The following is a 22,461-nucleotide window of genomic DNA, read 5'->3' as shown; positions in this document are numbered from 1 at the left end:
CACGATGATCGACAGCCATGTGCCGAGGTTCGTGATCAACGACGTGGCGCTCGAGAGCGACCCCGACACGGTGGAGGCGAGTTCGGACTGCGACGTGATGGTCGCATCGGGCAGCTCGTCGGCGAGAGCGGTCTGCACCGCGTCGATCGATGCCGCGGACTCGGCCTGCACGTAGACCGTCGAGATGACGTCGCCCGCGCCCGAGAGCTCCTGCGCGGTGTCGAGCGGCAGGTAGACGTTCGCCGCGGTGTCGGCGGAGGAGGTGGATGCCACGATGCCGACGACCTCGACGTCGGAGCCCGCGACGTCGATCGTGTCTCCGACCGCGATCTCGGCGGTCGAGGCGTACGTCGCATCGACGAGGGCGACGAGCGCGCCGGCGTCGCCGCTGTCGAGAGCGCGACCGTCATTCACCTCGACGGACGCGAGTGGACCGACGGACTCGGCCGCCGGGTCGATTCCGAGCACCGTGAACGAGTCGACGCCGAACGATCCGCCACCGCCGGCGCCGTCCTGCGGCGGCATCTGTCCCTCGGCGGGGGTACCGTCCGTCGGGGCTGCACCGTCGGTCGTGCCGTCCTGCGCACCGAAGCCCCCGCTGGGCAGTTCGCCCGAGAACGTCGAGTTGGTGAGGCTGAGCGCCGCCGTCGCGGCGGTCACCCCGTCGGTCGACGCCACCGTGTCGAGAACCGAGGCATCGAGCGTGCCCCGCATGAAGTCCGTCATCAGAGTCGACTGGTTGAGCGTGGTCGTGTCGCCGTCGGTCGCTCCCTCGTCCGCCCCGAAGTCGAAGCGCTGTCCGCCACCCTCCCCCGGCTCCGCCGCGGCCCCCGTCACGGTCAGATCGGTGCCGACGCCGTACACGGACTCCAATGCCTGCGCCTGCGCGTCCCGCACCCCCGCGGTGAGGGCGTTGACGATGATCACGAGCGCGATGGCGATCGCGAGCCCGACCGCCACGATCCAGGTCTGCTTCTTGCGGCCCGCCAACTCTCGCCGCAGATAAGTGCCGTACATGTGTCTCCTTCCGCCGCGCGCCGTTCGCGGGCCGATGATGACGCTAAGGAGCGGACTTTTGCGAGATCGAGGGACGGGTGATGAGAAACCTATGGGATGCGCACCTCACAGCAGACGCATAGCGCGTTCCATAGAAACCCCATAGGTGATTCCGCAGAATGTACTCATGAGCACCGATCTCCCCGAACTGCGCCGCCCCGACGGCTCTCCCCTGCGCATCCTCGCCGTCGACGACGAGCAGATGCTCACCGACCTGCTCGCGATGGCCCTGCGCATGGAGGGCTGGGAGGTGCGCACGGCATCCTCCGGCCTCGAGGCCCTGCAGGTGGCACGGGAGTTCGAACCGGATGCTCTCGTGCTCGACATCATGATGCCCGACCTCGACGGCATGGCCGTGCTGCGCCGCCTCCGTGAATCCGGCAGCCTCGTGCCCGTGCTCTTCCTCACGGCGAAGGATGCCGTGGGCGACCGCGTCGCCGGTCTCACCGCCGGAGGAGACGACTACGTCACGAAGCCCTTCAGCCTCGAGGAGGTCATCGCCCGGCTGCGCGCGATCATCCGCCGCACCGGGCACGCCACGGCCGACGACGGCCAGTCGATCCTCCGCGTCGCCGACCTCACGCTCAACGAGGACAGCCACGAGGTTGTCCGTAACGGTACCGAGATCGAGCTGACCGCGACCGAGTTCGAGCTGCTCCGCTACCTCATGCGCAACGAGCGCCGCGTACTGTCGAAGGCGCAGATCCTCGACCGGGTCTGGAGCTACGACTTCGGCGGCAAGTCGTCGGTCGTCGAGCTGTACATCTCGTACCTGCGCAAGAAGATCGACGCCGGGCGCACCCCGCTGCTGCACACCGTCCGCGGCGTCGGATACATGATCAAGGCGCCCCAGTGAGCTCCACGAGGATGACAGCGCGGCCGATGAGCCTGCAGACACGGCTCATGACAGCCGTGATCGGCTTCGTCTCGCTCATCCTCGTGATCGTCGCGGTGATCACGAGCGCTCTTCTGGGTGGGACGCTCGAACAGCAGCTCCAGGACAAGGTGGCCGGCTACACCTCTCAGGTGGCCCAGGTGGTCGGCGGCGTGCCGGCGAAGTACGCCGATGTCGACGCCATCTTCGAGGGCCAGGGCTCGCGAGTTCCGCCCGGCATCCTGATGGCCGTGTCGAGCACCGCGGGCGGCACCAGCGGTGTCGTCTTCCCCGACACCAAGGGCGAACTGAGCGGGGTTTCGCAGACCCTGACGAGCGCGGATCTCGCGCGGATCGACGCGGCGCTCGACGGACGCCGCGTCGGCACGGTCACCCTCGACGACTTCGGCTCCTACCTCGTCGTCGTGCAGCAGGCGCCCAACGGCGTGAACGTCGTGACCGGCCTGCCCCGCACCGACATCCAGAACCAGCTGACGACACTGCTCACCGTGATCGTGCTCGCGACCCTCGGCGGCCTGATCCTGCTCGCGCTGACCACCGCGATCACCATCAGAGTGGGTCTCCGGCCGCGGCGCGCTGTCGCTGCGACCGCGACGCGCGTCGCCAACCAGCCGCTCGATCGCGGCGAGGTGCAGATCACCGAGCGCGTGCCGGCGTCCGAGGCCGACCCGCGCACCGAGACGGGTCTCGTCGGGGCGTCGCTGAACACCCTGCTCGATCACGTGAACACCTCGCTGGCGGCGCGACAGAAGAACGAGGAGCGGATGCGACGGTTCGTCGCCGACGCGAGCCACGAGCTGCGCACCCCGCTGTCGTCGATCCGCGGATACTCGGAGCTCTCGCTCCGTGCGTTGAAGCAGCAGGGCGGAGAGGCGGCGATCGAGGGCACGACGACGTCGCTCGAGCGCATCCAGGCGCAGTCCCTGCGCATGACCCGTCTGGTCGAGGACCTGCTGCTGCTCGCCCGTCTCGACGAAGGCCGGGAGCTCGTGTACGGCACGGTCGACCTGACCCAGCTGGCGTTGGAAGGGCTCTCCGACGCCCGCCCCACGGCCGTCGATCATCACTGGAACATCGACGTGCCCGACGAGCCGATCGTCATCATGGGCGACGCGGGCCGCATGCATCAGGTGGTCGCCAATCTGCTCGCGAACGCCAGGACGCACACTCCGGCCGGCACCTCGATCACGCTCCGGGTGAGCCGCGAGGGTGAGGATGCCGTCATCCGCGTGCATGACGACGGACCCGGTATCGATCCGGCCGTGCGCGAGGAGCTGTTCGCCCGCTTCGCACGGGGTGACAGCTCGCGTGCCCGGCAGACCGGTGGCACCGGCCTCGGCCTGGCGATCGCGAAGGCCATCGTCGAGGGCCACGGCGGCGAGATCTCCGTGGCGAGCGAGCCCGGTGACACGACGTTCACCGTGCGCATCCCCGTGAATCCGGCGGCCGGCGAGTAGCCGGTTCGGCTCGGAGACGCCCGGGGGTCAGTAGCCGGCGAACGCGTCGGTCGTGAGGGAGCGGGCCTTCTGCAATGCCGGCGCGAGGTCGGCGATCAGGCGCGGCGGTCCGGAGATGAACGAGTGGCGCTCCGCGAGGTCGGGCACGTGGCGCTCCAGCGCATCCGCGTCGAGCCGGGCACCCTGTGCCCACGTCCACTGCGTGGGAAGGTCGGCCGGCTCGTCGCGGGTGAACACGACGACGCGGGCACCGGTGGCGGAGAGTTCGTCCCGGAACGCGAGCTCCGAACTGTCGGAAGCCACGTAGACGAGCACCACGTCGCGCCGCTGCCCCGTCGCCTGCAGCTGGCGGAGCTGCGACACGAACGGTGTGACGCCGATGCCGGCGGCGACCAGCAGAACGGGGGCCTCCGATCGCGGCAGCAGGAAGTCGCCCCAGGTGCCCGTCACCGCGAGCGTGGCGCCCGGCTCCGCGGCGGCCAGCGCACGCTTGTAGCTCGACGGATGCTTCTGGTCACCGTTCTTGTAGGCGATGCGCAGCGTCGGCAGATCGGCCGGCGCTGACACGATGCTGAACTCGCGGCGCGTGCCCCGAGCGTCGGGACGGTGATGCGGCACGTCCAACTCCAGGTACTGCCCGGGGAGGAAGCGGACCTTGCCCTTGGCACGGAACGTCAGCTCCTGCGCGGTCGGGGTGATGAACTGCCGCTTCTCGAGCACCAGACGCACAGAGCCGCGCAGGGCGAAGGCGAAAGCGAGCAGGTTGCCGATGAGCAGCGCTCGTTCCTGTCCGAGTGTGAAGAGTCCGCCGATCGCGATCGGCCACCCCGCGAGCACGCCCACGAGGGCAGCCACGGAGAACTGCTGCCAGCGACGCGGCGGGAGGGTCAGCGGTTCGGAGAGCATGAACGCACCGAGGAACAGGAACGGTGACTGCAGCAGTGCGAACGAGAGCGCCGTGCCGAGGTCGAACGCGATGTCGAACTCCTGGGCCTGTACAGCCTGCCGCACGACGGAGACGGCCACCGCGACGAGAAGGAACACGGCGACCACGCGCACCTTCTCGGTGCGCCACAGCACCGCGAGCCCGAGAATGAGGACGGGGATGAACAGTGACGGCGTGCCCACCCACCACGATGATGACGTGCCCAGCCACTCGAAGGCGCCGAAGGATCCGAGGATCGACACGACGGCGGCCCCGAACGCGGCCGGGTTGAGGATGTGCCTGCCCCGCCAGGCGATCAGATACTTCGACAGGCTCGCCACGGCACCGGCGATCGCGAGTCCGAGCAGCGCCAGCGGTTCGATGCCGGGTCGCAGCACGAACAGCAGGATGAGCGCGGTGACGAGCGACGACTCGATCCTCCACGGCAGCCGCAGCACGCGCTGTGCCGCCGCGTCCACGGCGGAGATCACCACCGCGAGAACCGCGAACGAGGCGACGATCTCGAGTGGCGTCGGCGACACGATGATCCCGACCGCGGAGAGCACGAGGGTGATGACGGCCAGCATCAGCAGCGAGAAGAGAACGAGGCGGTACATCGAGATGCCGCCGAGGAGCGCGAGGACGCGCTGGCGTGCAGCGGTGATGGAGGTGATCACGGGTTCCACTCTTCCCTACTTCAGCGCCTCATCGGCGGGTGAACAGCTCGGCGGGGCATCCGGGCGAGCGCTCGACGCGTCCATCCGTCGTCATCCGCACCCAGTGCACGCCCCAGCGGGCCGCGAGCTCGGGACCACCGTCGAAGAACAGCGCCGTGGCGACGGCATCCGCTCGCATGGCATCCGGGGCGAGGGCCCAGGTCGCCGCCCAGGTGCGCACCGGCACGCCGGTGCGCGCGTCGAGCACGTGATGCAGCCCCTCTCCCCATGCTCTCCGGTTGACGGCCGAGGCGCACAGCGCGGCATCCTGCAGCTCCACGACGCCGATGGCCTTCGAGGCGTCGTACGGATGCTCGAGCCCCACGCGCACGGTCGAGCCCCGAGCGCGCATGTCGCCCCCGGCATCCACCACGAGATCGCCGGGCACGTCGCTCAGCGTCTCCATGACGAGGTCGACCAGACGCCCCTTGCCGAGCGCTCCGACATCGAGCAGAGGGGGCACGGATGCCGTCGCCTCCCCCGCCGTCCAGCGGATGCGGTCGGTCCACTCGCTCGGAGCCGCGAGCGGCGCCCCTGCGACGAGCGTGTAATCCGCGTCGTATCCGAGCGCACCGAGGCTGTCGCCGACGAGGGGATTCACCGCTCCCGCGGTCGCGTGCGACAGATCGCGATAGGCGTCGAGCATCGCTCCGGCGTCGCTCGAGAGGATCGTGCCGCCGGTGCGACTCACCGCGGTCACCGCGGAGTCGTCACGGAATCGCGACCACTCGCGGTCGAATCGATCGATCTCGGCGTCCACGAGCGCCCGCTCGCTCAGGCCGAGCTCGTCCTGCGTCTCTATCTCCCAGCGCGTGCCGATCGCGTCGAAACGCCAGGTCGCCATGTTCGCGGGTCCAGGCGACTAGGCTGCCGCCTGCTCCTTGATCGCGTCCACGGCCTTGTTGAACCCACCGCTGGTCAGCGAGGAGCCCGCCACCTTGCTGACGTCGATCTCGTCGAGCGACTTGCCCACGACCTCATCGGAGATCCCGTCGATGAACTGACCCTGGTACTGCTCGCTCTCGCGGGCCTGCGGGTCTCCCGTGACCTCGACCTCGCTCACCAGCCCGTCGGCGATGGTGAGGGTCACGGAGATCTCCTCCACCGTCTCAGGCGTCTGGTACGACCCGTCGGCGGTGTACGTGCCGTCGGCGTACTCGGTCGAGCTAGCCGAACCGGTGCTCGTGTCAGTGCTGCTGTCGGTGCTCGTCGACCCACCGGTCGAGGTGTCCTCGGCATCGGCCGTGCCGGAGCAGCCGGCCAGGACGAGGAGTCCTGCGACGCCGGCGATGGCTGCGCCCTTGCGAACAGAAGTCGGTACAGTCGTGCGGATCATGATGGTCCTCCCGGCCTTGATCGGTGTGTTGATTCGACCGTAGGGACAGCATCTATGTGCGGGCTGTGTCCGATATATGGGTTGCTTACGCGTCTCCGCCGAACATGCTCGTGACCGAACCGTCCTCGAAGACCTCGTGGATGGCGCGAGCGAGCAGCGGAGCGATCGGCAGGATCGTGAGCTTGTCCCATCGACGCGACTCGGTCAGCGGAATCGTGTCGGTGATGACGACCTCGTCGATCGAGGCATCCTGCAGTCGCTCGGAGGCCGGGTCGCTGAAGATCGCGTGGGTCGCGGCCACGATCACGCGATGCGCGCCGTTCGCCTTGAGCGCCTGGGCGGCCTTGACGATCGTGCCACCGGTGTCGATCATGTCGTCGACGAGAAGACAGGTGCGGCCCTCGACGGCACCGACGATCTCGTGGACGGAGACCTGGTTGGCGACCTTGGGGTCACGACGCTTGTGGATGATCGCCAGCGGGGCGCCGAGGCTGTCGGACCAGGTGTCGGCCACGCGGACGCGGCCCATGTCAGGCGACACGACCGTGAGGATCTCGCGGTCCGCGGGGCTCAGCGTGCGCTCGAAGTAGTCGAGCAGCACGGGCTTGGCGAAGAGGTGGTCGACGGGGCCGTCGAAGAAGCCCTGGATCTGCGCGGCGTGCAGGTCGACGCTCATGACGCGGTCGGCGCCGGCGGTCTTGAGCAGATCGGCGACGAGGCGGGCGCTGATCGGCTCTCGACCGCGGCCCTTCTTGTCCTGGCGCGAGTACGGATAGTACGGAGCGACGACGGTGATGCGCTTGGCGGACGCGCGCTTGGCGGCGTCGATCATGATCAGCGCCTCCATGAGCCATTCGTTCACCGGCTCGCCGAAGGTCTGGATCAGGAAGAGGTCGCAGCCACGGATCGAGACGTCGAACCGGGCGTAGATCTCGCCGGATGCGAACGTGCGGTGCTCGGTCGGCACCACCTCGGTGCCGAGCGCCGCAGCCACGGCGGCGGTCAGCTCAGGGTGCGAACGACCACCCGCGACGATGAGCCGCTTCTTCGTCTTGGCGACCAGTCCGGGGGCGATGCCGTTGTCCCGGTCCAGATCGACGGTCTTCTTCTTGCGCGCCATCGTTTTTGCCTACTCCGCCACTCGGGATCGGGCTGCGGCGTCTGCCGCGCCCGTGCCTGCCCTGTTCTTCTCGACCCAACCCTCGATGTTGCGCTGAGGGGCGACGCTCATGGCAAGGGATCCGGCGGGCACGTCCTTGCGGACCACGGCGCCGGCACCTGTCTTGGCGCCTGCTCCCAGCCTAACGGGCGCGACGAGGGTCGTGTGCGAGCCGGTGTGCACCTCGTCCTCGACCACGGTGCGGTGCTTGTTCACGTCGTCGTAGTTCGCCGTGATCGTGCTCGCGCCGAGGTTCACCCCGCGGCCGATGGTCGCATCGCCCACGTACGAGAGGTGCGGGACCTTGCTGCCCTCGCCGATCTCCGCGTTCTTGGTCTCGACATAGGCGCCGATCTTGCCCTTGGCGCCGAGCACGGTGCCGGGGCGAAGGAACGAGAACGGGCCGACGGTGGCCTCGGCGCCGATCACGGCGAGCGTGGCGTCGGTCCGACGGACGATCGCGTCCTCCCCCACCTCGCAGTCGACGAGAGTCGTGTCGGGTCCGATGATCGCGCCCGCGGCGATGACCGTCGCCTTCAGGATGTGCGTGTTCGGGAGGATCGTCACATCCGGGGCGAGCTTCGCATCGTCATCGATCCAGGTCGTCGCCGGGTCGATGATCGTCACGCCCTCGAGCTGCCAGCGGCGCACGATCCGGTCGTTGAGGAGGCGCCCCACCAGCGCGAGCTGCGCGCGGTCGTTCACGCCGTAGGTGACGGTCACATCGGAGACGACGGAGGCGGCGACACGGTCACCGTCGCGACGGAGGAGGCCGGGGACGTCGGTGAGGTACATCTCGCCCTGCGCGTTGTCGACGCCGATCTCGGGCAGGTAGGTGCGCAGGGTCGCCGCTCGGAAGACGTACATGCCGGCGTTGATCTCGCGTACGGCCGCCTCGTCGGCATCCGCATCCTTCTGCTCGACGATGCGGTCGACGCCGCCGTCGAGGTCACGGATGACCCTGCCGTATCCGGTCGGGTCGTCGACCACAGCGGTCATGAGGGTCGCCGGCGCTCCGGATGCGCGGTGCTCGGCGAGGAAGCCCGAGAGGGTGTCGGCATCCGCGAGCGGGCAGTCGCCCGAGAGGACCAGGACATCGCCGTCGAAGTCGGCGGGAAGCTGATCGATCGCCACCTGCACCGCGCGACCGGTGCCGGGGATCTCGTCCTGATCGACGAACACGACGGCCGGGTAGGCCTCGGTGAGCGCCGCGACGACCTGATCACGCTCATGCCGCACGACGACCTCGATGTGGTCGGCGCCCAGTCGCGTGGCCGTGGTCAGGACATGCCCGACCAGGGGTCGCCCGCCGATCGGATGCAGCACCTTCGGCAGGCGAGAGCGCATGCGCGTGCCCTGCCCCGCGGCGAGGACGATGATGGCGAGCTTGTTCCCAGTCATGCTCCGCCGCCAGGACTCGAACCTAGACCTCACAGCTCCAAAGGCTGTCGTGCTGCCATTACACCACGGCGGACCACGGCCCCCGAGAGAGCCGCGGGGTCAAGTCTGCCACGTCCGCATGCCTGCTACCGGCGATAATGGACGGATGACTGAGGCGGATGAGGTTGACCGGATCGTCGGCGCCTGGAACACGCAGCGTCCCGACCTCGACTTCTCACCCCTCGAGGTGCTGTCGCGGATGGATCGGCTGACCCGCCTGCTCGATCGCGCCCGGCGCGACGTCTTCCGTCGCAGCGATCTCGAGGCCTGGGAGTGGGACGTCCTGTCGGCGCTGCGCCGGGCGGGAACGCCCTTCCAGCTCTCCCCCAAGCAGCTGCTGCAGCAGACGCTCGTGTCGAGCGGCACGATGACCAACCGCATCGACCGCCTGGTGGGCCGGCGCTTCGTGCGCCGCGAAGCAGACCCTGCAGACGGCCGCAGCGTGCTCGTCACACTGACCGACGACGGACGCATCAGGGTGGATGCCGCGATCACCCGCCTCGTCGACGTCGAGGCCGAACTGCTCAAGGCCCTGTCACGCGGGGATCGAGACCGGCTGGCCGCGCTGCTGCGCAAGCTCAGTCTCAGCTTCGACGCGTGAGGGTCGGACGACATGGCGATGCTCTCCCCTCTTCCCGTGCGCGACGGAGTCGGCGCGACGCGCCTGCACGTGCCGATGAGCGGCGAATGGCCGACCGTCGGCGCCTACATGATCGAGCGCTTCTTCCACCTCGACCCGGAGGGGCTGCTCTCGCGCTTCGACCGCGGCGAGATCGTGGCTCGCGACGGCAGACCGCTCACGCGGGAGACCCCGCTGGGGGTCGAGGAGTTCATCTGGTACTACCGCGATCCGCCCGTCGAGACGTACCTGCCTCTCGAGATCGAGGTCCTGCATCAGGACGCCGATCTGGTCGTCATCGACAAGCCGCACTTCCTGCCGACCATCCCCGGCGGGAAGTTCCTGCAGAACTCCGCACTGATCCGTCTGCGCAATCTGCTCGGCAACGACGAGCTGGCCCCCATCCACCGTCTCGACCGGGCGACCGCAGGTGTGCTCATGTTCTCGGCGCGGCCGCAGACCCGGGCTCCGTACCAGCTGATGTTCGAGAAGCGGCAGGTGCAGAAGGTCTACGAGGCGGTGTCCGCGCGCCCGGCGGAGTGGGACGCCTCGCGATTCCCGCTCGTCTACCGCAACCACATCGTCAAGCTCCGCAACGAGCTGAAGGTGAAGGTCGACGACCAGCGGGAGCCGAACGCCGAGACGCAGATCGATCTGATCGATGCCGACGAACGCGTCGTGCACACGCTGCTGCGCCCGCACAGCGGCAAGATGCACCAGCTGCGGGTGCACCTCGCAGCGCTGGGCCTCGGCATCCTGAACGACCCGTTCTACCCCGAGCTGCGCGGCGAGGCACCCGACGACCTGGATCGGCCGATGCAGCTGCTCGCTCGCGAGCTGCACTTCGTGGATCCGCTGAGCGGCGCGTCGCGGATGTTCTCCACGACGCGCACGCTGCAGGAAGCGCCTGTCAGCGGCGCATGATCTTGCGCGCCAGGCGCGTGCCGAGCATCTGCACGAGGTGCACGAACACCACGATGAGGATGATCGCCGCCCACATGACCAGCGGCTCGAACTGCCGGAAACCGTAGATCTGCGCGAAGGCGCCGAGGCCACCGCCGCCGATCAGACCGGCCATCGCCGTCATGTCGATCAGTGCGACCACGATGAAGGTGTAGCCGAGGATGAGCGGGCCGAGGGACTCGGGGATCGCGACGGTGAACAGGATGCGCCAGGGACCGGCACCCATCGCGCGAGCGGCCTCGATGACCCCCGGCGAGACCGAGACGAGGTGCTGCTCGACGATGCGGCCGATCGCGAAGGCAGCGGCCAGACCGATGATGAAGGCTCCCGCCGTGGTGCCGATGCCGGTGCCGACGACCACACGCGCGAACGGCTGCGCCACCGCCATGAAGATCACGAACGGGATGGGGCGGAAGAAGTTGACGGCGAGGTTCGCGACGACCGAGACCGGCTTGTTCTGCGCGAGACCGCCCGGGCGTGTGACGTAGAGGATCACGCCGATCGCGAGGCCGAGGATGCCGCCGAGCACGAGAGCGAACGACGTCATGTACAGCGTCTCGAGTGCGGCCTTCCAGAACTCGGGCCACAGTTCGTTCAGACGATCCATCAGCGAGCCTCCTCTCCGGCGATCTCCGTGACTTCGACGCGGTCGGCGATGTCGGCGAGCGTGCGATCGATCACGGCTCCGTCCCCGCGGATCGCGAGCGTGAGGTGCCCGAAGGCACGTCCGCGGATGTCGTTGATGCCGCCGTAGACGAGCTCGAAGTCGAGCCCCGCGCCGGCCAGATCGAGGAACACCTGCGCCTGCGAGGAGTCGCCGTCACGGAACGAGAAGGTGACGAGACGCCCCTGATGCCGATCGCGGAGGACCGAGAGCTCGGACGGTGTCGGGATGCCCTTCACGACTGTGCCGACGAATCGCTGCGAGGCGGGATTCTGCGGTGCCGAGAACACGTCGAACACGTCACCCTGCTCGATGACACGTCCGTTCTCCATCACGGCCACCTTGGTGGCGATGGTCTGGATGACGTCCATCTCGTGCGTGATGACCACGATCGTGACGCCCTGCTCCTGGTTGACCCTCTTGAGCAGATCGAGCACCTCGTGGGTGGTCTGCGGGTCGAGGGCGCTCGTGGCCTCGTCGGCGAGCAGGATCGCCGGGTCGGTGGCGAGAGCGCGGGCGATGCCGACGCGCTGCTTCTGCCCTCCCGAGAGCTGCTCGGGGTACGCCTTGGCCTTGTCGGCCAGGCCGACGAAGCTGAGGAGCTCGGTGACGCGCTTCTCGATGTCGGGCTTCGACCACCCCGCCAGCTTCAGCGGATAGGCGATGTTCGCCTTGACGCTGCGCGAGGCGAACAGGTTGAACTGCTGGAAGATCATGCCGATCCCCCCGCGGACCTTGCGCAACTCGCTCTCGCGGAGCGCGGTGACATCCACCCCGTCGACGAGGATCGTGCCGCCGGTCGCGGGTTCGAGTGCGTTGATCAGGCGGACGAGTGTCGACTTGCCCGCACCGGAGTATCCGATGATGCCGAAGACGTCGCCCTTCTCGATGTCGAGGGTGACGTCGTCGACGGCGACGATCTCGCCGTCGCCCGGGGTGCGGGAGGGGTATGCCTTCGACACGTTGGTCAGGCTCACGATGGGCATGTGTGCTGCTCCGGTCTGCTTCGGGAACGAAGAATCGGGTGACGCACGCAGCGCCACCCGATTCTCTCGCATCAGGCGGGAGGTTTTTTCCCTCCCACCGGACTCACTTCTGCGCTTCGGTGTCCTTCTGGACCTTCTCGAGCGACGACACGAGGTCCTCGACGGGCGTCTGCAGCGGAACCGCGGTGTCACCCGAGGATTCGATCAGACCGGCCTGCACGTCCTCGTTCGTCTGGAAGATCTCGACGAGCTTGAGGTACGTCTCGTTGTCGGCATCCTCGGCGCGCGACGCGAAGATGTTCACGTACGGCAGCGCGTTCGGGTCCTCCGGGTCGTCCTGCGCGATCGCGTCGTCGAAGGTCAGACCGGAGTCCTCCACGAAGTCGTTGTTGATGATCGCGGCGGCCACATCGGGCAGCGAGGTCGGGATCAGTGCGGCCTCGAGTGCCGTGACCTTGACCTTGGACTTGTCGGTGTCGACGTCGGCGACGTCGGAGAAGATCGTGCCACCGCTCTTCAGCTCGATCAGACCGGCCGACTGGAGCACGAGGAGGGCACGGGCCTGGTTCGACGCGTCATCGGGAACAGCGACGGTCTCGCCCTCCGGGATGCTGTCGACGTCGTCGTACTTCTTCGAGTAGAGACCCAGCGGGTAGATCGCGGTCGAGCCGATCGGGGTGAGGTCCGAGCCGGAGTTCACGTTGTAATCGGCCAGGTACACGATGTGCTGGAACTGGTTGAGGTCGATCTCACCCTCGGTCAGCGCCGGGTTCGGCTGCTCGTAGGAGCCGAAGTCGACGAGTTCGACCGTGATGCCCTCTTCGGCCGCGGCCTCGACGAAGGGCGCCCACTGCGCGTCGCCCTTGCCGACGACGCCGACCTTGACGGTCTCGTTCTCGGAGGATCCGGAGTCGCCGGAGCCGGCGTCGGAGGATGCCGTCGCGCAGCCCGCGAGGGCGACGAAGAGCGGGACCGCGGCGAGCGCGGCGATGACGGACGTGGTCCGGCGGGATGCTGTGAAGGACATGGGTGTTCGGGTTCCTCTCTTGGGGGACTCGAACACGTTAGGCATTCATACACGATCTCGAAGAATCGTGACGTCACAGAGCGTCACAGCCGCTCAGTCGTACTCCTCGATGCCCTGCAGACGCACCTGCTCGAGGTCGAGCCGTGCCGAGATGCGGCGCACCACGAGGTCGTCGACCGTTCCGCTGCGCCGTAGGCCGAGCAGCACCTCGCGCTTGCGATCGAGCAGCGCCAGCTTGAGGCGCGTGTGCTCCTCGTGGCGCAGCAGCGGCGAGCGCTGCATCACGTCGACGTCGGCGGACGTCGCGATCATCTGCAGCGTCCGCACTTCGACATCACCGCCGTCGGGAGCGGCCACGGTGTCGGTGTCTGCGCTCGGAGCCCCGCGTGCCGGGACTCCCCCGATGCCGAGCTCTCCGCCGGTCGACTCGGAACCGGTGGCTCCCAGCGGATCGGGCTCGTCGAGGAGCTGGTCGAGGGCACGCGCTTCGGCATCCACGATCTCCTGCTCGCGCGCGAGCGCACGGGCGTTCGAGAACTCGAGCATCTGATAGCCCTCCGCGCGGACCTTGTCGCGGATCTCCTGGCCGATGCCGTGCTCGGTGGCGAGGTCGTCGAGCGCGGCGAGGGCCGCACCGGAGATGGCACGTTCGGCGAGCTCGTACTCCTCGTCCTCTGCGTGGTCCACGGGGAACCGCGCCCAGCGGACGATCGCGGGCAGCAGCGGCCCCTGCACGAGGAGGCTCAGCAGGATCACACCCGCAGTGACGAAGACGATCTCGTTACGTCCGGCGATCTCCCCCTCCGTCGCACTGGCCGCCGGAACCGACAGCGCGATCGCGAGGGATACGGCACCGCGCATCCCCGCGACGGTCGACACCGCCATCGAGCGGGCTCTCGCACCCTTCGAGGGCCGGGGGCCGGTTCGGCGCTGGAAAGGCATGTTCATCAGCTGGAACAGGTAGCGCACGACCAGCAGCGTCGCCCACACCCCGAGGGTGATGAGGACGAGTCGGCCGATCGCCGCTGCCGAGATCTCGTGCGCGACGAACTGCACCTCGAGGCCGATCAGCACGAAGAGGGCGCCGTTGAGCAGGAAGACCCCGAACGGCCAGGCGGCGTCGGCCTGACGCCTCGACGAGGCTGTGGTGACGCGGGGCGACACGTACGCGACGATGAGCCCGGCGACGACGACGGCGAGAACACCGGAGGCGTGCACGATCTCGGCGAGCAGGAACGCGGAGAACGGCACGAGAAGCAGGGTGACGTTGATCACGACCGTCGACGACGTGCGACGCAGCAGCAGGTAGCCCAGCGCGGCGATCACGGCTCCCGCCGCGATGCCGCCGATGTACGAGGTGAGTACCGACATCGTGACTGACAGCGGCGTGATGTTGCCGCCGAGAGCCAGAGACACGGCGATGGCGTAGAGCACCAGCGCGGTGCCGTCGTTGGTCAGGCTCTCGGCCTTGAGCTTCATGAACATCCGCCGCGGCAGGAGTCGACCGAGCGCGGCGACAGCCGTGGCATCCGGCGGGGCGACGGCTGCTCCGAGGATGAGTGCGGTCTCCCACGGCATCCCGAACAGAAGCCCGACACCCGCGACGGCGAAAGCGGATGCCACGACGAGCACCGTGCTCATGGGGAGGATATAACGGAAATCGCGGCGGATGGAACGGAGCGACGTCGTGAGGCTCTCCCAGAACAGCATCACGGGGAGGAACAGCAGCAGCACGGTCTCCGGCGGCAGCTGGATCTCACGCAGCTGCGGGACGAACCCGAGCAACAGCCCGAGGATCACGAGCACCAGGGGCAACGCCAACCGCACGCGGGGCGCGATCAACGCACCGACGAGGATCGTGAGTCCGATCAGGACGGTGACCTCGAGTCCTTCCATGTGAACCTCCCGGGTACCGCAGGATCATGCTGTGCGATCCCTGTCGGTATCGAACCCCGCCCAGAGCACAGCGTCTCGCAGGGCAACGGTATTCCCGCGGCCGCGCGTTCGCCAGGGTCAGATCGGCTCTTCGCTCAGCTGGGCACTTCGCTCAGTGGAGCTCTTCCGTCAGTCGAGCTCTTCCGTCAGTCGAGCTCTTCCGTCAGTCGAGCTCTTCCGTCAGCTCGAACCAGCGGAGTTCGAGTTCCTCGATCTCGGCCTGCTGATCGCTGATCGCTTTCATCTTCTCGCCGAGTCCCGCGAAGTCCGATTGATCGTGATCGGCGAGAGCGGTCTTCGCCTTGTCGACCTGCTGAGTGAGCTTCTGGATGCGGCGCTCGAGCGCCGCGACCTCCTTCTGCGCTGCCCGCAGGGCCGCGCCGTCGAGGCTGGGGGCCTTCTTCTCGGTGTTGACGGCCGTCTGCGACTTCCCGGGTGCAGAGGTCTGCAAGTGCCGCAGACGCAGGTACTCGTCGACGCCTCCGGGGAGGTGCCGCAGGTGTCCGTCGAGGATGGCGAACTGCTGATCCGTCACGCGCTCGAGGAAGTACCGGTCATGGCTGACGACGAGCAGGGTTCCCGACCACGAGTCGAGCAGGTCCTCGATCGCCGCGAGCATGTCGGTGTCGAGGTCGTTGGTCGGCTCGTCGAGGATCAGCACGTTGGGCTGGTCGAGAAGCACGAGCAGCAACTGGAGCCGACGCTGCTGGCCTCCGGAGAGATCCTTCACCGGCGTGGAGAGCTGGGCGGAATCGAAACCGAGCCGCTCGAGCAGCTGCCCCGGGGTGAGCTCCTGCGCTTTCGAGCCGGAGCCCATCGTGTACGAGGTGCGCAGCCGCGAGATCACGACACGCACCGGCTCGCGGCGCACGTCCTCGAGCTCGTCGAGGCGCTGGGTCAGCGTCTTGACCTTGACGGTCGTGCCGCGCTTCACGCGTCCGACGGTGGGTTCGACCGTGCCTGAGATGAGGCCGAGCAGTGTCGACTTGCCGTCGCCGTTGACGCCGAGTATTCCGGTCCGCTCCCCCGGTGCGATGCGCCATTCGACGTCGCGCAGCACCTCGCGCTCGCCGCCGTCGGCGGTCGGGTAGGTCACTCCGACGTCGAGCAGGTCGACGACGTCTTTTCCGAGACGCGAGACGGCGAGCGACTGCAGCGAGATCTTGTCGCGGATCTCAGGAACGTCGGCGATCAGCTCGTTGGCCGCATCGATGCGGAACTTCGGCTTCGCGGTGCGGGCGGGCGCTCCGCGACGAAGCCAGGCGAGCTCCTTCTTGGCGAGGTTCTGCCGCTTGGCTTCGGTGGCCGCCGCCATGCGGTCGCGCTCGACGCGCTGCAGGATGTATGCCGCGTATCCACCTTCGAAGGGCTCGACGATACGGTCGTGCACCTCCCAGGTCTCGGTGCAGACCTCGTCGAGGAACCACCGGTCGTGCGTCACGACCATGAGCGCGCCGGCGTTGGCGCTCCATCGCTTCTTGAGGTGCCCGGCAAGCCAGGTGATGGCTTCGACGTCGAGGTGGTTTGTGGGCTCATCGAGAGCGATGACGTCCCAGTCTCCGGTCAGCAGCTTGGCGAGCGACACGCGACGGCGCTGGCCGCCGCTGAGCGAGCCGATCTCGGCGTCCCAGGGCAGGTCCTTCAGCAGACCCTCGATCACGTCGCGGATGCGGGGGTCGCCCGCCCATTCGTACTCAGGAGTGTCGCCCACGACTGCCGCGCTGATGGTCAGGTCGTCGCTGAGGGTGTCTGCCTGGTCGAGCACGCCGATGGTCGTGCCGCCGCGCACCGTGACCCGGCCGGAGTTCGGCTCCTTTATGCCGGCCAGCATGCCGAGCAGGCTCGACTTGCCGTCGCCGTTGCGGCCGACGATGCCGATGCGGTCACCTTCTTCGATGCCGAGGGTCACGGAGTCGAAGACGACCCTCGTCGGATATTCGAGATGAAGGGCCTCAGCCCCGAGAAGATGTGCCATATCGCTCTCCAGGGTAGTCGCGCGGGCTGTGCGGGCCGGTCAGGTGAGCGCGACCCCGATCGCGGCTTCGTGATGCGCCTCCATCTGCGCATCCCAGCGACCGAGCAAGTGGAACGTCGCGATTCGGAAGACGAGCGCCCGGATCAGGAGCTGCCGCCCCTCTGGCAGGCCTTCGGCCGACCGGCGCATCTCCTGGGCATCGAGGCCGTGCCAGCATGCCGCATCGGCGAGAACGATCGCATCGGCGAACCCTACGGGCCGCCAATACGGAGCCCAGTCGATGATCGACGGCGGGTGCCCCTGGGCGAACATGACGTTGCCCAGGAGGTCGCCGTGGATCATCTGGGATGGGGCGGTGACGGGCACGAAGGCATCTGCGAGGCGTTCGAGTGTGCGCTCTCGTGGGAGGGCTTCTTCCTCCCAGGCGATCCTGTCGGACCGCGCCCACGGGTCATCTGCGACGTCGAGGAAGCCCGGGCGTGGGAGCTCTCGGATCGCTTCATGAAACGCCGCACCTGTGGCGCGCACCTCGTCGACGCGACTCTCGTCGGTGTCACCCGGCACCCACTGCCATGCCTCCCATCCGTCTACGGACCAGGATCCCGAGCGGGCGACGATCGGGCGAGGCGTGCGGAACGCATCGGTGTGAGCAAGCTCTGCCAGCACAGCCGCCTTCCACGAGGTCTCGCCATCTGCGGCAGAGGGGCGCAGCACAGTATCGCCTATGCGCCATGTCAGACCGCGCCCACCCGCGAGCTTTCGCAGCGTATCTCCACGCCTCGGTGTGACGCCGAACTCAGCGAGCACCCTATCTGCTGGTGGATTCATGGTCGTCATCTCCTCGGGCTTGTCGACTTGTCCGGCGTCGGTCCGAACAGCTCCGGGAGGGATGCCGTGAACTCCGCGAAGTGGCTGAACCAGACGGAGTGAGCTGCCCCCGCTATCCCGCGCACCTGCACCCCAACGCTCGCGAAGCGTCGGAGGTCGTCCGGCGACACCCACGCGCTCGGTTGGGCGTGCACGAGGATGGATCCCGGCTCGGGTATCCAGCTGTGATCGTCTCCACACGAGATCGACGCCATGGTCTCGGGATCGAATCGTGAAGCGGCACGCGCCTCTACCTGGGCATCCTTCTCCGAGTAGAACGGGCGTATGGCGCGCAACGTGTCGGCTGACATCCGCGTCTGTCGATCGCGCTCGTACTGGGTCACGAGTGTGTGGCGGTCGCCCCCTCCACGCAACGCCAGACCTGCGTCGACATACACAGCGAGGTGCGGTTTGACGGTCTGCGCGGCTTCGGCAAGCACGGTGGCTCCGTATGAGTGTCCGACGGCGATGATCGTTTCTCCCGGAGCGAGGTGCGCGATCGTCTCGACGACGGAGGCCGCCGCCTGCTCGATCGTGAGCGATGGATCCCGCGGCGACAGGCCATGACCGGGGAGATCAATCGCGAGGACACGGTGTCCGCGAGCCGTAAGGAGCGGGACGACGCGCCACCAGCTCTCCGACGATCCCATCATGCCGTGCAGAAGGACGACGACGGGCGGGCCGTGGCCAAGGTCGCCCGACCTGCTGGGTGGTGTGTCGACGGCGTGGAGGAGCATGAGGCGAGTTAAGCACGCCTGGTCGGAGTTTTATGCGCATTCTGGAATACATTCGAAACTTCTTTCGAATGTCGGTGATGGGTGATCTACTTGTCCCATGACAGCGCTGCTCGATGCGACCGACTCCCAGATGGCGACCCTCGCCGGCCTGGTGGAGGCGCTGCGCGTCGCGGAAGCGACGGTGAGCAGCATGCACGCCGCGCGTGACGGGCTGCTCGCCATGGCAGGGCGCCTCGCGATCGAGATCGCGAAACAGGGTGATCACCCGGATCGGGGCGATCACTCCATCCGCACCGTCGCGGCCGAGATCGCGACGGTGCAACGGGCGAGCGATCGCACGATCGAGCGGCGCATGGCCGCAGCGACCGTGCTCGTCGACCTGTTCCCGACCGTATGGGCAGCCCAAGGCACCGGCCGCATCAGCGCCGCCCACTCCCGGGTGATCACCGACGCCGGCTCCCACCTGTCCGACACCGCTCGCACCGACTACGCGGCGATCCTGATCCCGCTCGCCGAACACGAATCCCCCAACCGGCTCCGCCCCCTGGCCCGACGCATCGCCGAACGGTTCGCCCCCACGACGATCACCTCCCGACACCGGAAAGCACGCACCCACCGACGCGTCTGGGTCACAGAAAGCGACGACGGGATGGCCGCCCTGCACACCCACGCCCCCGCAGCCCTCGTACACGGCATGTTCGACCGACTCTCACAGTTGGCACACCTGATCCGCACCGAGAACCTCCGCGCCACCCGCGACGCCCGCCGCGCAGGCAACGACCACACCCCCGACACCCGCACCGTCGACGAGATCCGCGCCGACCTACTCGCCGACCTCGTCCTCACCGGCACCCCCACCGGACACGACAGCACCGACGCCCTCCTCACAGAACTCCGCGCCCACATCACCATCACCGTCCCCATCACCACCCTCATCCACACCGACCACACCGACACTCGCACCGACACCGGCGACCACTCGGACGACACCGCCACCGACAACACCGACAACACCGACAACACCGACAACAGCAACGACAGCAACGACACTGACGCCGACGACGCCGACGCCGATGCCGACGCCGACGCCGACGAGACCAGCTCAGCCCCGCACACAGGCGCAGGCGCTTCGAACCTTCACTCGCCACCGTCGCCACAGCCATCGCCACAGCCGTCTCGACAGCCAGCACCACCACCAGCTGAACTGGATGGCGTCGTTCCGATCGACTCCGACACGGCCCGGCATCTCGCCGGCAACGCCTCCGGATGGGACCGGGTGTTCACTCACCCCGTCACAGGCGGCGCGCTCAGCGTCGACCGCTACCGCCCCAGTAAGCACCTCCGGCGACACCTCCGCGCCCGCGACACGCGATGCCGATTCCCCGGCTGCGGTATCCCGGCACGCAAAAGCGACCTCGACCACACTCAAGCCGCCTCCACCGGAGGCGGCACCACCCACACCAACCTCGCCACCCTCTGCCGACGCCACCACGTGCTCAAACACCACACCCCCTGGCACGTTGAACAAAGACAGAACGGAGTACTCGTCTGGACCAGCCCCACCGGGAAGACCTACACCGACACCCCACCACCCCAAAACACCGTCACCTTCACCAGCAACGCCACCGGGGCTGGCGAGGCTGCCGAGGCCGCAGCGCCGTTCTGAGACCCCTTCTCCGCGACCCGTCATGCGTTGCGTGGATCGGCGGCGCCATCTGTGGATAACTCCGGCCGGAACAGTCGTGCTTTCACTACGGTGGCGCGATGACCCCGCAGAATCACTCGATCTCCACGTACGTTCTCGCAGTCCTGCTGCTCGCAACATCTCTCGTAGCGTGCACACCGGCCGCAGCACCAGAATCACCGCGAGACGCGACCCCGATGACGGAGCATGCGGCTGCACGAGCCGAGGTGATCTATCGCGGATACCTCGATGCACTGGGCATGATCGACCTCACCGACCGCGCCGAGTTCGAGCGCCTTGCGGAGCTCATGACGCCGGACATGTACTCAGAGTTGAGCGCAGCCTTCGATCGCTTAGGGCAAGACGGCATCACCACCCGAGGACGTCCTGAGGTCATGGAGTTCTTCGCAACACAGGTCGAGGGACCGCGAATGATCAAAGCTGTCGCGTGCACCGACTACTCGGACTACGAAGTGATCGACGAGCAGGGACAGGTGATCTCGCCTCAGACGAAGTCTCCGAGATACGAGCAGGAGAGTATGGAGTTCGTCACAGTCGGTGATCGCCTGGTGATCGGCTCATCCTTCGCGATACCTGTCGACGAATGTGAAGAGATCCTCGACATCGACGTGTACGAAGGGTGAGCCGTGCCCACCCGCGCAATGCGAACAAGAAGCCTGGTGTCGGTGATGATCTGCACGGGCATGATCCTCGCGGCGCTCGTCGGGTGCGCCCCTGAGCCGAAGCCGAGTCCCACACCCACGCCTGCCTTCGCCTCGGAAGCGGAAGCTTTCGCCGCCGCGGAGGAGGTGTACCGGGCGTACAACGATGCGTTGAATGCGAAGCGTGGTGGTGACGCGAAGGCCGATCCGACCATGTACCTCACCGGCCTTGCGCTTGAAAGCGACATAGACGCGGCACAGTACTTCGATCAGCGCGGTCTGCAACTACTTGGAGACGGACAGATCATCTTCTTTCACGGCGAGTCTGCTGCTATGGACGCAGGGAGCATCACGGCCGAGGTTTGCCTGGATGTGAGCGGAACACGTGTGATGACGAAGGACGGGGTCGATGAAACTCCAGTGGATCGAATGCCGCGCGTTCTTTTGACCGTGACATTTGTCTGGCCGGAGCCCGAGTTGCAGATCGCGAACTCAAGCCTGGTCGAGGGTGAGCAATGCTGAACCGAGTCGCAGTCGGAGATTGGGTGGTCATCGTTTCGTTGCTGTCCTCGATACTGGTCTCCACGGACACTTCGAACTGCGATGGCCAATGGGCGGCCGCAGGCCTCTGCGGTTCAACCAACGGCTCGACTCTGACCATCTCCGGCACCCAGCAGCACTCCGGCATCCCGGCAGTTCCGAACATCCCGGGCACACCCGACGCCCGCAGCCTTCGCGACAACGACGGCACGCCTCAGGCACCGACCGAGCCCGCACCGCCCAGCGACCGCGCGATCCGCCTCGCCGATTGCATGGACGACTCCGGTACCGTGCGCTGCCATACGCCCACCCGTCCGAGCGGGCCGGCCCCGATTCGCGAAGACGGTGCGCCCGCAGAAGCCGAGACGCCGACGATCACCATCACAGAGCTGGCGCAGTTCGCACCGCCGCCCCTCACAGCGAGCGCAGATCCCGGAAACGTCGGCATCGCCGGCCTCCCCGCGAACTTCATCGCAGCGGCAGACGTCCACACTCAGACCGGCGAGTTGTTCGGCATCGCGCTGACCGTCCGGTTCTCCCCCACCACCTACCTCTACGACTACGGTGACCGCAGCACCTCGAGCACGGCAGTGCCGGGACGCACGTGGCAGGAGCTCGGTCAGGCGCAGTTCACTCCCACGCCCACCACCCACGTGTACCAGGAGCGGGGTAACTATCTCGCCCGTGTCGATGTGGCGTACACAGCAGAGGTCGACTTCGGCACCGGATGGATCCCCCTCCCCGGCGAGATCACCACAATCGGCACACCACAGGAGATCCGCATCCTCGAAGCCCACACCGCCCTCGTCGCCCACACC

General features: G+C 67.5%; 21 protein-coding genes and 1 tRNA gene. 8 read left to right on the top strand and 14 right to left on the bottom strand.

Features of this window, described 5'->3' with window-relative positions:
- The coding region (locus RTM68_RS06705; protein ID WP_312169447.1) for an ABC transporter permease at positions 1 to 1,017 on the bottom strand (1,017 nt) is incomplete at its 3' end.
- Positions 1,018 to 1,183: 166 nt separating this feature from the next.
- On the opposite strand from RTM68_RS06705, the gene RTM68_RS06700 reads away from it, so the two are divergent.
- Complete coding sequence (locus RTM68_RS06700; RefSeq protein WP_312169446.1) at positions 1,184 to 1,912, top strand: response regulator transcription factor; 729 nt, start codon at positions 1,184 to 1,186, stop codon at positions 1,910 to 1,912.
- Between the two features lie 26 nt (positions 1,913 to 1,938).
- Complete coding sequence (locus RTM68_RS06695; RefSeq protein ID WP_312169445.1) at positions 1,939 to 3,408, top strand: ATP-binding protein; 1,470 nt, start codon at positions 1,939 to 1,941, stop codon at positions 3,406 to 3,408.
- 27 nt (positions 3,409 to 3,435) lie between these two features.
- Here RTM68_RS06695 and RTM68_RS06690 read toward each other — a convergent pair whose 3' ends face one another.
- From RTM68_RS06690 to RTM68_RS06665, 6 genes are all read right to left on the bottom strand, one after another.
- On the bottom strand, positions 3,436 to 5,010 hold the full coding sequence (locus RTM68_RS06690) for a flavodoxin reductase (RefSeq protein ID WP_312169444.1): 1,575 nt from the start codon (positions 5,008 to 5,010) through the stop codon (positions 3,436 to 3,438).
- 28 nt (positions 5,011 to 5,038) lie between these two features.
- A complete protein-coding gene (locus tag RTM68_RS06685; protein ID WP_312169442.1) occupies positions 5,039 to 5,893 on the bottom strand; it encodes an FAD:protein FMN transferase in 855 nt (284 codons plus the stop codon).
- An 18-nt stretch (positions 5,894 to 5,911) separates the two neighbouring features.
- Positions 5,912 to 6,385, bottom strand: coding sequence for a hypothetical protein (locus tag RTM68_RS06680; RefSeq protein ID WP_312169440.1), 474 nt, complete (start codon positions 6,383 to 6,385; stop codon positions 5,912 to 5,914).
- An 85-nt stretch (positions 6,386 to 6,470) separates the two neighbouring features.
- Positions 6,471 to 7,505 (bottom strand): ribose-phosphate diphosphokinase, encoded by a 1,035-nt coding sequence (locus tag RTM68_RS06675; RefSeq protein ID WP_312169438.1) that lies wholly within the window; start codon positions 7,503 to 7,505, stop codon positions 6,471 to 6,473.
- A gap of 9 nt (positions 7,506 to 7,514) precedes the next feature.
- Entirely contained in the window at positions 7,515 to 8,945 is a 1,431-nt protein-coding gene (gene glmU / locus RTM68_RS06670; RefSeq protein WP_312169436.1) for a bifunctional UDP-N-acetylglucosamine diphosphorylase/glucosamine-1-phosphate N-acetyltransferase GlmU, read from the bottom strand.
- Between the two features lies 1 nt (position 8,946).
- Positions 8,947 to 9,018 (bottom strand) — tRNA-Gln (locus RTM68_RS06665).
- Positions 9,019 to 9,090: 72 nt separating this feature from the next.
- Here RTM68_RS06665 and RTM68_RS06660 point away from each other — a divergent pair.
- Positions 9,091 to 9,585: a MarR family winged helix-turn-helix transcriptional regulator gene (locus tag RTM68_RS06660; RefSeq protein ID WP_194763559.1), complete on the top strand. Its 495-nt coding sequence runs from the start codon at positions 9,091 to 9,093 to the stop codon at positions 9,583 to 9,585.
- An 18-nt stretch (positions 9,586 to 9,603) separates the two neighbouring features.
- Complete coding sequence (locus RTM68_RS06655; RefSeq protein WP_312169450.1) at positions 9,604 to 10,527, top strand: pseudouridine synthase; 924 nt, start codon at positions 9,604 to 9,606, stop codon at positions 10,525 to 10,527.
- Here the strand turns inward: RTM68_RS06655 and RTM68_RS06650 are convergent.
- The 7 genes from RTM68_RS06650 to RTM68_RS06620 form a co-directional block, all read right to left on the bottom strand.
- Positions 10,514 to 11,173 (bottom strand): methionine ABC transporter permease, encoded by a 660-nt coding sequence (locus tag RTM68_RS06650; RefSeq protein WP_194763560.1) that lies wholly within the window; start codon positions 11,171 to 11,173, stop codon positions 10,514 to 10,516. The two genes, RTM68_RS06655 and RTM68_RS06650, sit on opposite strands and share 14 nt — an antisense overlap.
- Positions 11,173 to 12,216 (bottom strand): methionine ABC transporter ATP-binding protein, encoded by a 1,044-nt coding sequence (locus tag RTM68_RS06645; RefSeq protein ID WP_312169433.1) that lies wholly within the window; start codon positions 12,214 to 12,216, stop codon positions 11,173 to 11,175. The genes RTM68_RS06650 and RTM68_RS06645 overlap by 1 nt, the downstream gene beginning before the upstream one ends.
- A 103-nt stretch (positions 12,217 to 12,319) precedes the next feature.
- Entirely contained in the window at positions 12,320 to 13,243 is a 924-nt protein-coding gene (locus tag RTM68_RS06640) for a MetQ/NlpA family ABC transporter substrate-binding protein (RefSeq protein ID WP_312169431.1), read from the bottom strand.
- 93 nt (positions 13,244 to 13,336) lie between these two features.
- Positions 13,337 to 15,139: a Na+/H+ antiporter gene (locus tag RTM68_RS06635; RefSeq protein ID WP_312169430.1), complete on the bottom strand. Its 1,803-nt coding sequence runs from the start codon at positions 15,137 to 15,139 to the stop codon at positions 13,337 to 13,339.
- A gap of 202 nt (positions 15,140 to 15,341) precedes the next feature.
- A complete protein-coding gene (locus tag RTM68_RS06630) occupies positions 15,342 to 17,153 on the bottom strand; it encodes an ABC-F family ATP-binding cassette domain-containing protein (RefSeq protein ID WP_312169429.1) in 1,812 nt (603 codons plus the stop codon).
- Positions 17,154 to 17,192: 39 nt separating this feature from the next.
- Positions 17,193 to 17,867, bottom strand: coding sequence for a phosphotransferase (locus RTM68_RS06625; protein WP_312169427.1), 675 nt, complete (start codon positions 17,865 to 17,867; stop codon positions 17,193 to 17,195).
- A gap of 119 nt (positions 17,868 to 17,986) precedes the next feature.
- Positions 17,987 to 18,757, bottom strand: a complete 771-nt coding sequence (locus RTM68_RS06620; protein WP_312169425.1) for an alpha/beta fold hydrolase — start codon at positions 18,755 to 18,757, stop codon at positions 17,987 to 17,989.
- A 97-nt stretch (positions 18,758 to 18,854) separates the two neighbouring features.
- Here RTM68_RS06620 and RTM68_RS06615 point away from each other — a divergent pair, with 97 nt between their 5' ends.
- The 4 genes from RTM68_RS06615 to RTM68_RS06600 form a co-directional block, all read left to right on the top strand.
- Positions 18,855 to 20,423, top strand: a complete 1,569-nt coding sequence (locus tag RTM68_RS06615) for a DUF222 domain-containing protein (protein ID WP_312169424.1) — start codon at positions 18,855 to 18,857, stop codon at positions 20,421 to 20,423.
- Between the two features lie 215 nt (positions 20,424 to 20,638).
- Positions 20,639 to 21,085 carry a hypothetical protein gene (locus RTM68_RS06610; protein WP_312169423.1) on the top strand — a complete coding sequence of 149 codons (447 nt, stop codon included), beginning with the start codon at positions 20,639 to 20,641 and terminating at the stop codon, positions 21,083 to 21,085.
- 3 nt (positions 21,086 to 21,088) lie between these two features.
- Positions 21,089 to 21,625, top strand: a complete 537-nt coding sequence (locus RTM68_RS06605; RefSeq protein WP_312169422.1) for a hypothetical protein — start codon at positions 21,089 to 21,091, stop codon at positions 21,623 to 21,625.
- On the top strand, positions 21,619 to 22,461 hold an 843-nt coding region (locus tag RTM68_RS06600), incomplete at its 3' end, for a hypothetical protein (protein ID WP_312169421.1). The genes RTM68_RS06605 and RTM68_RS06600, both read left to right, overlap by 7 nt.

The organism is Microbacterium sp., from assembly GCF_031988965.1.
Lineage (GTDB): Bacteria > Actinomycetota > Actinomycetes > Actinomycetales > Microbacteriaceae > Microbacterium.
The sequence above is the reverse complement of the archived record's forward strand: the minus strand, read 5'-3'. Positions and strand labels throughout refer to the sequence as shown.

What these genes read in the sequence shown, in the direction of transcription:
- RTM68_RS06700 (WP_312169446.1), top strand. Translation starts at nt 1,184, where the DNA reads ATGAGCACCGATCTCCCCGAACTGCGCCGCCCCGACGGCTCTCCCCTG.
- RTM68_RS06695 (WP_312169445.1), top strand. Translation starts at nt 1,939, where the DNA reads ATGAGCCTGCAGACACGGCTCATGACAGCCGTGATCGGCTTCGTCTCG.
- RTM68_RS06685 (WP_312169442.1), bottom strand. Translation starts at nt 5,893, where the DNA reads ATGGCGACCTGGCGTTTCGACGCGATCGGCACGCGCTGGGAGATAGAG.
- RTM68_RS06680 (WP_312169440.1), bottom strand. Translation starts at nt 6,385, where the DNA reads ATGATCCGCACGACTGTACCGACTTCTGTTCGCAAGGGCGCAGCCATC.
- RTM68_RS06675 (WP_312169438.1), bottom strand. Translation starts at nt 7,505, where the DNA reads ATGGCGCGCAAGAAGAAGACCGTCGATCTGGACCGGGACAACGGCATC.
- glmU (WP_312169436.1), bottom strand. Translation starts at nt 8,945, where the DNA reads ATGACTGGGAACAAGCTCGCCATCATCGTCCTCGCCGCGGGGCAGGGC.
- RTM68_RS06660 (WP_194763559.1), top strand. Translation starts at nt 9,091, where the DNA reads ATGACTGAGGCGGATGAGGTTGACCGGATCGTCGGCGCCTGGAACACG.
- RTM68_RS06655 (WP_312169450.1), top strand. Translation starts at nt 9,604, where the DNA reads ATGCTCTCCCCTCTTCCCGTGCGCGACGGAGTCGGCGCGACGCGCCTG.
- RTM68_RS06650 (WP_194763560.1), bottom strand. Translation starts at nt 11,173, where the DNA reads ATGGATCGTCTGAACGAACTGTGGCCCGAGTTCTGGAAGGCCGCACTC.
- RTM68_RS06645 (WP_312169433.1), bottom strand. Translation starts at nt 12,216, where the DNA reads ATGCCCATCGTGAGCCTGACCAACGTGTCGAAGGCATACCCCTCCCGC.
- RTM68_RS06640 (WP_312169431.1), bottom strand. Translation starts at nt 13,243, where the DNA reads ATGTCCTTCACAGCATCCCGCCGGACCACGTCCGTCATCGCCGCGCTC.
- RTM68_RS06635 (WP_312169430.1), bottom strand. Translation starts at nt 15,139, where the DNA reads ATGGAAGGACTCGAGGTCACCGTCCTGATCGGACTCACGATCCTCGTC.
- RTM68_RS06630 (WP_312169429.1), bottom strand. Translation starts at nt 17,153, where the DNA reads ATGGCACATCTTCTCGGGGCTGAGGCCCTTCATCTCGAATATCCGACG.
- RTM68_RS06620 (WP_312169425.1), bottom strand. Translation starts at nt 18,757, where the DNA reads ATGCTCCTCCACGCCGTCGACACACCACCCAGCAGGTCGGGCGACCTT.
- RTM68_RS06615 (WP_312169424.1), top strand. Translation starts at nt 18,855, where the DNA reads ATGACAGCGCTGCTCGATGCGACCGACTCCCAGATGGCGACCCTCGCC.
- RTM68_RS06610 (WP_312169423.1), top strand. Translation starts at nt 20,639, where the DNA reads ATGACGGAGCATGCGGCTGCACGAGCCGAGGTGATCTATCGCGGATAC.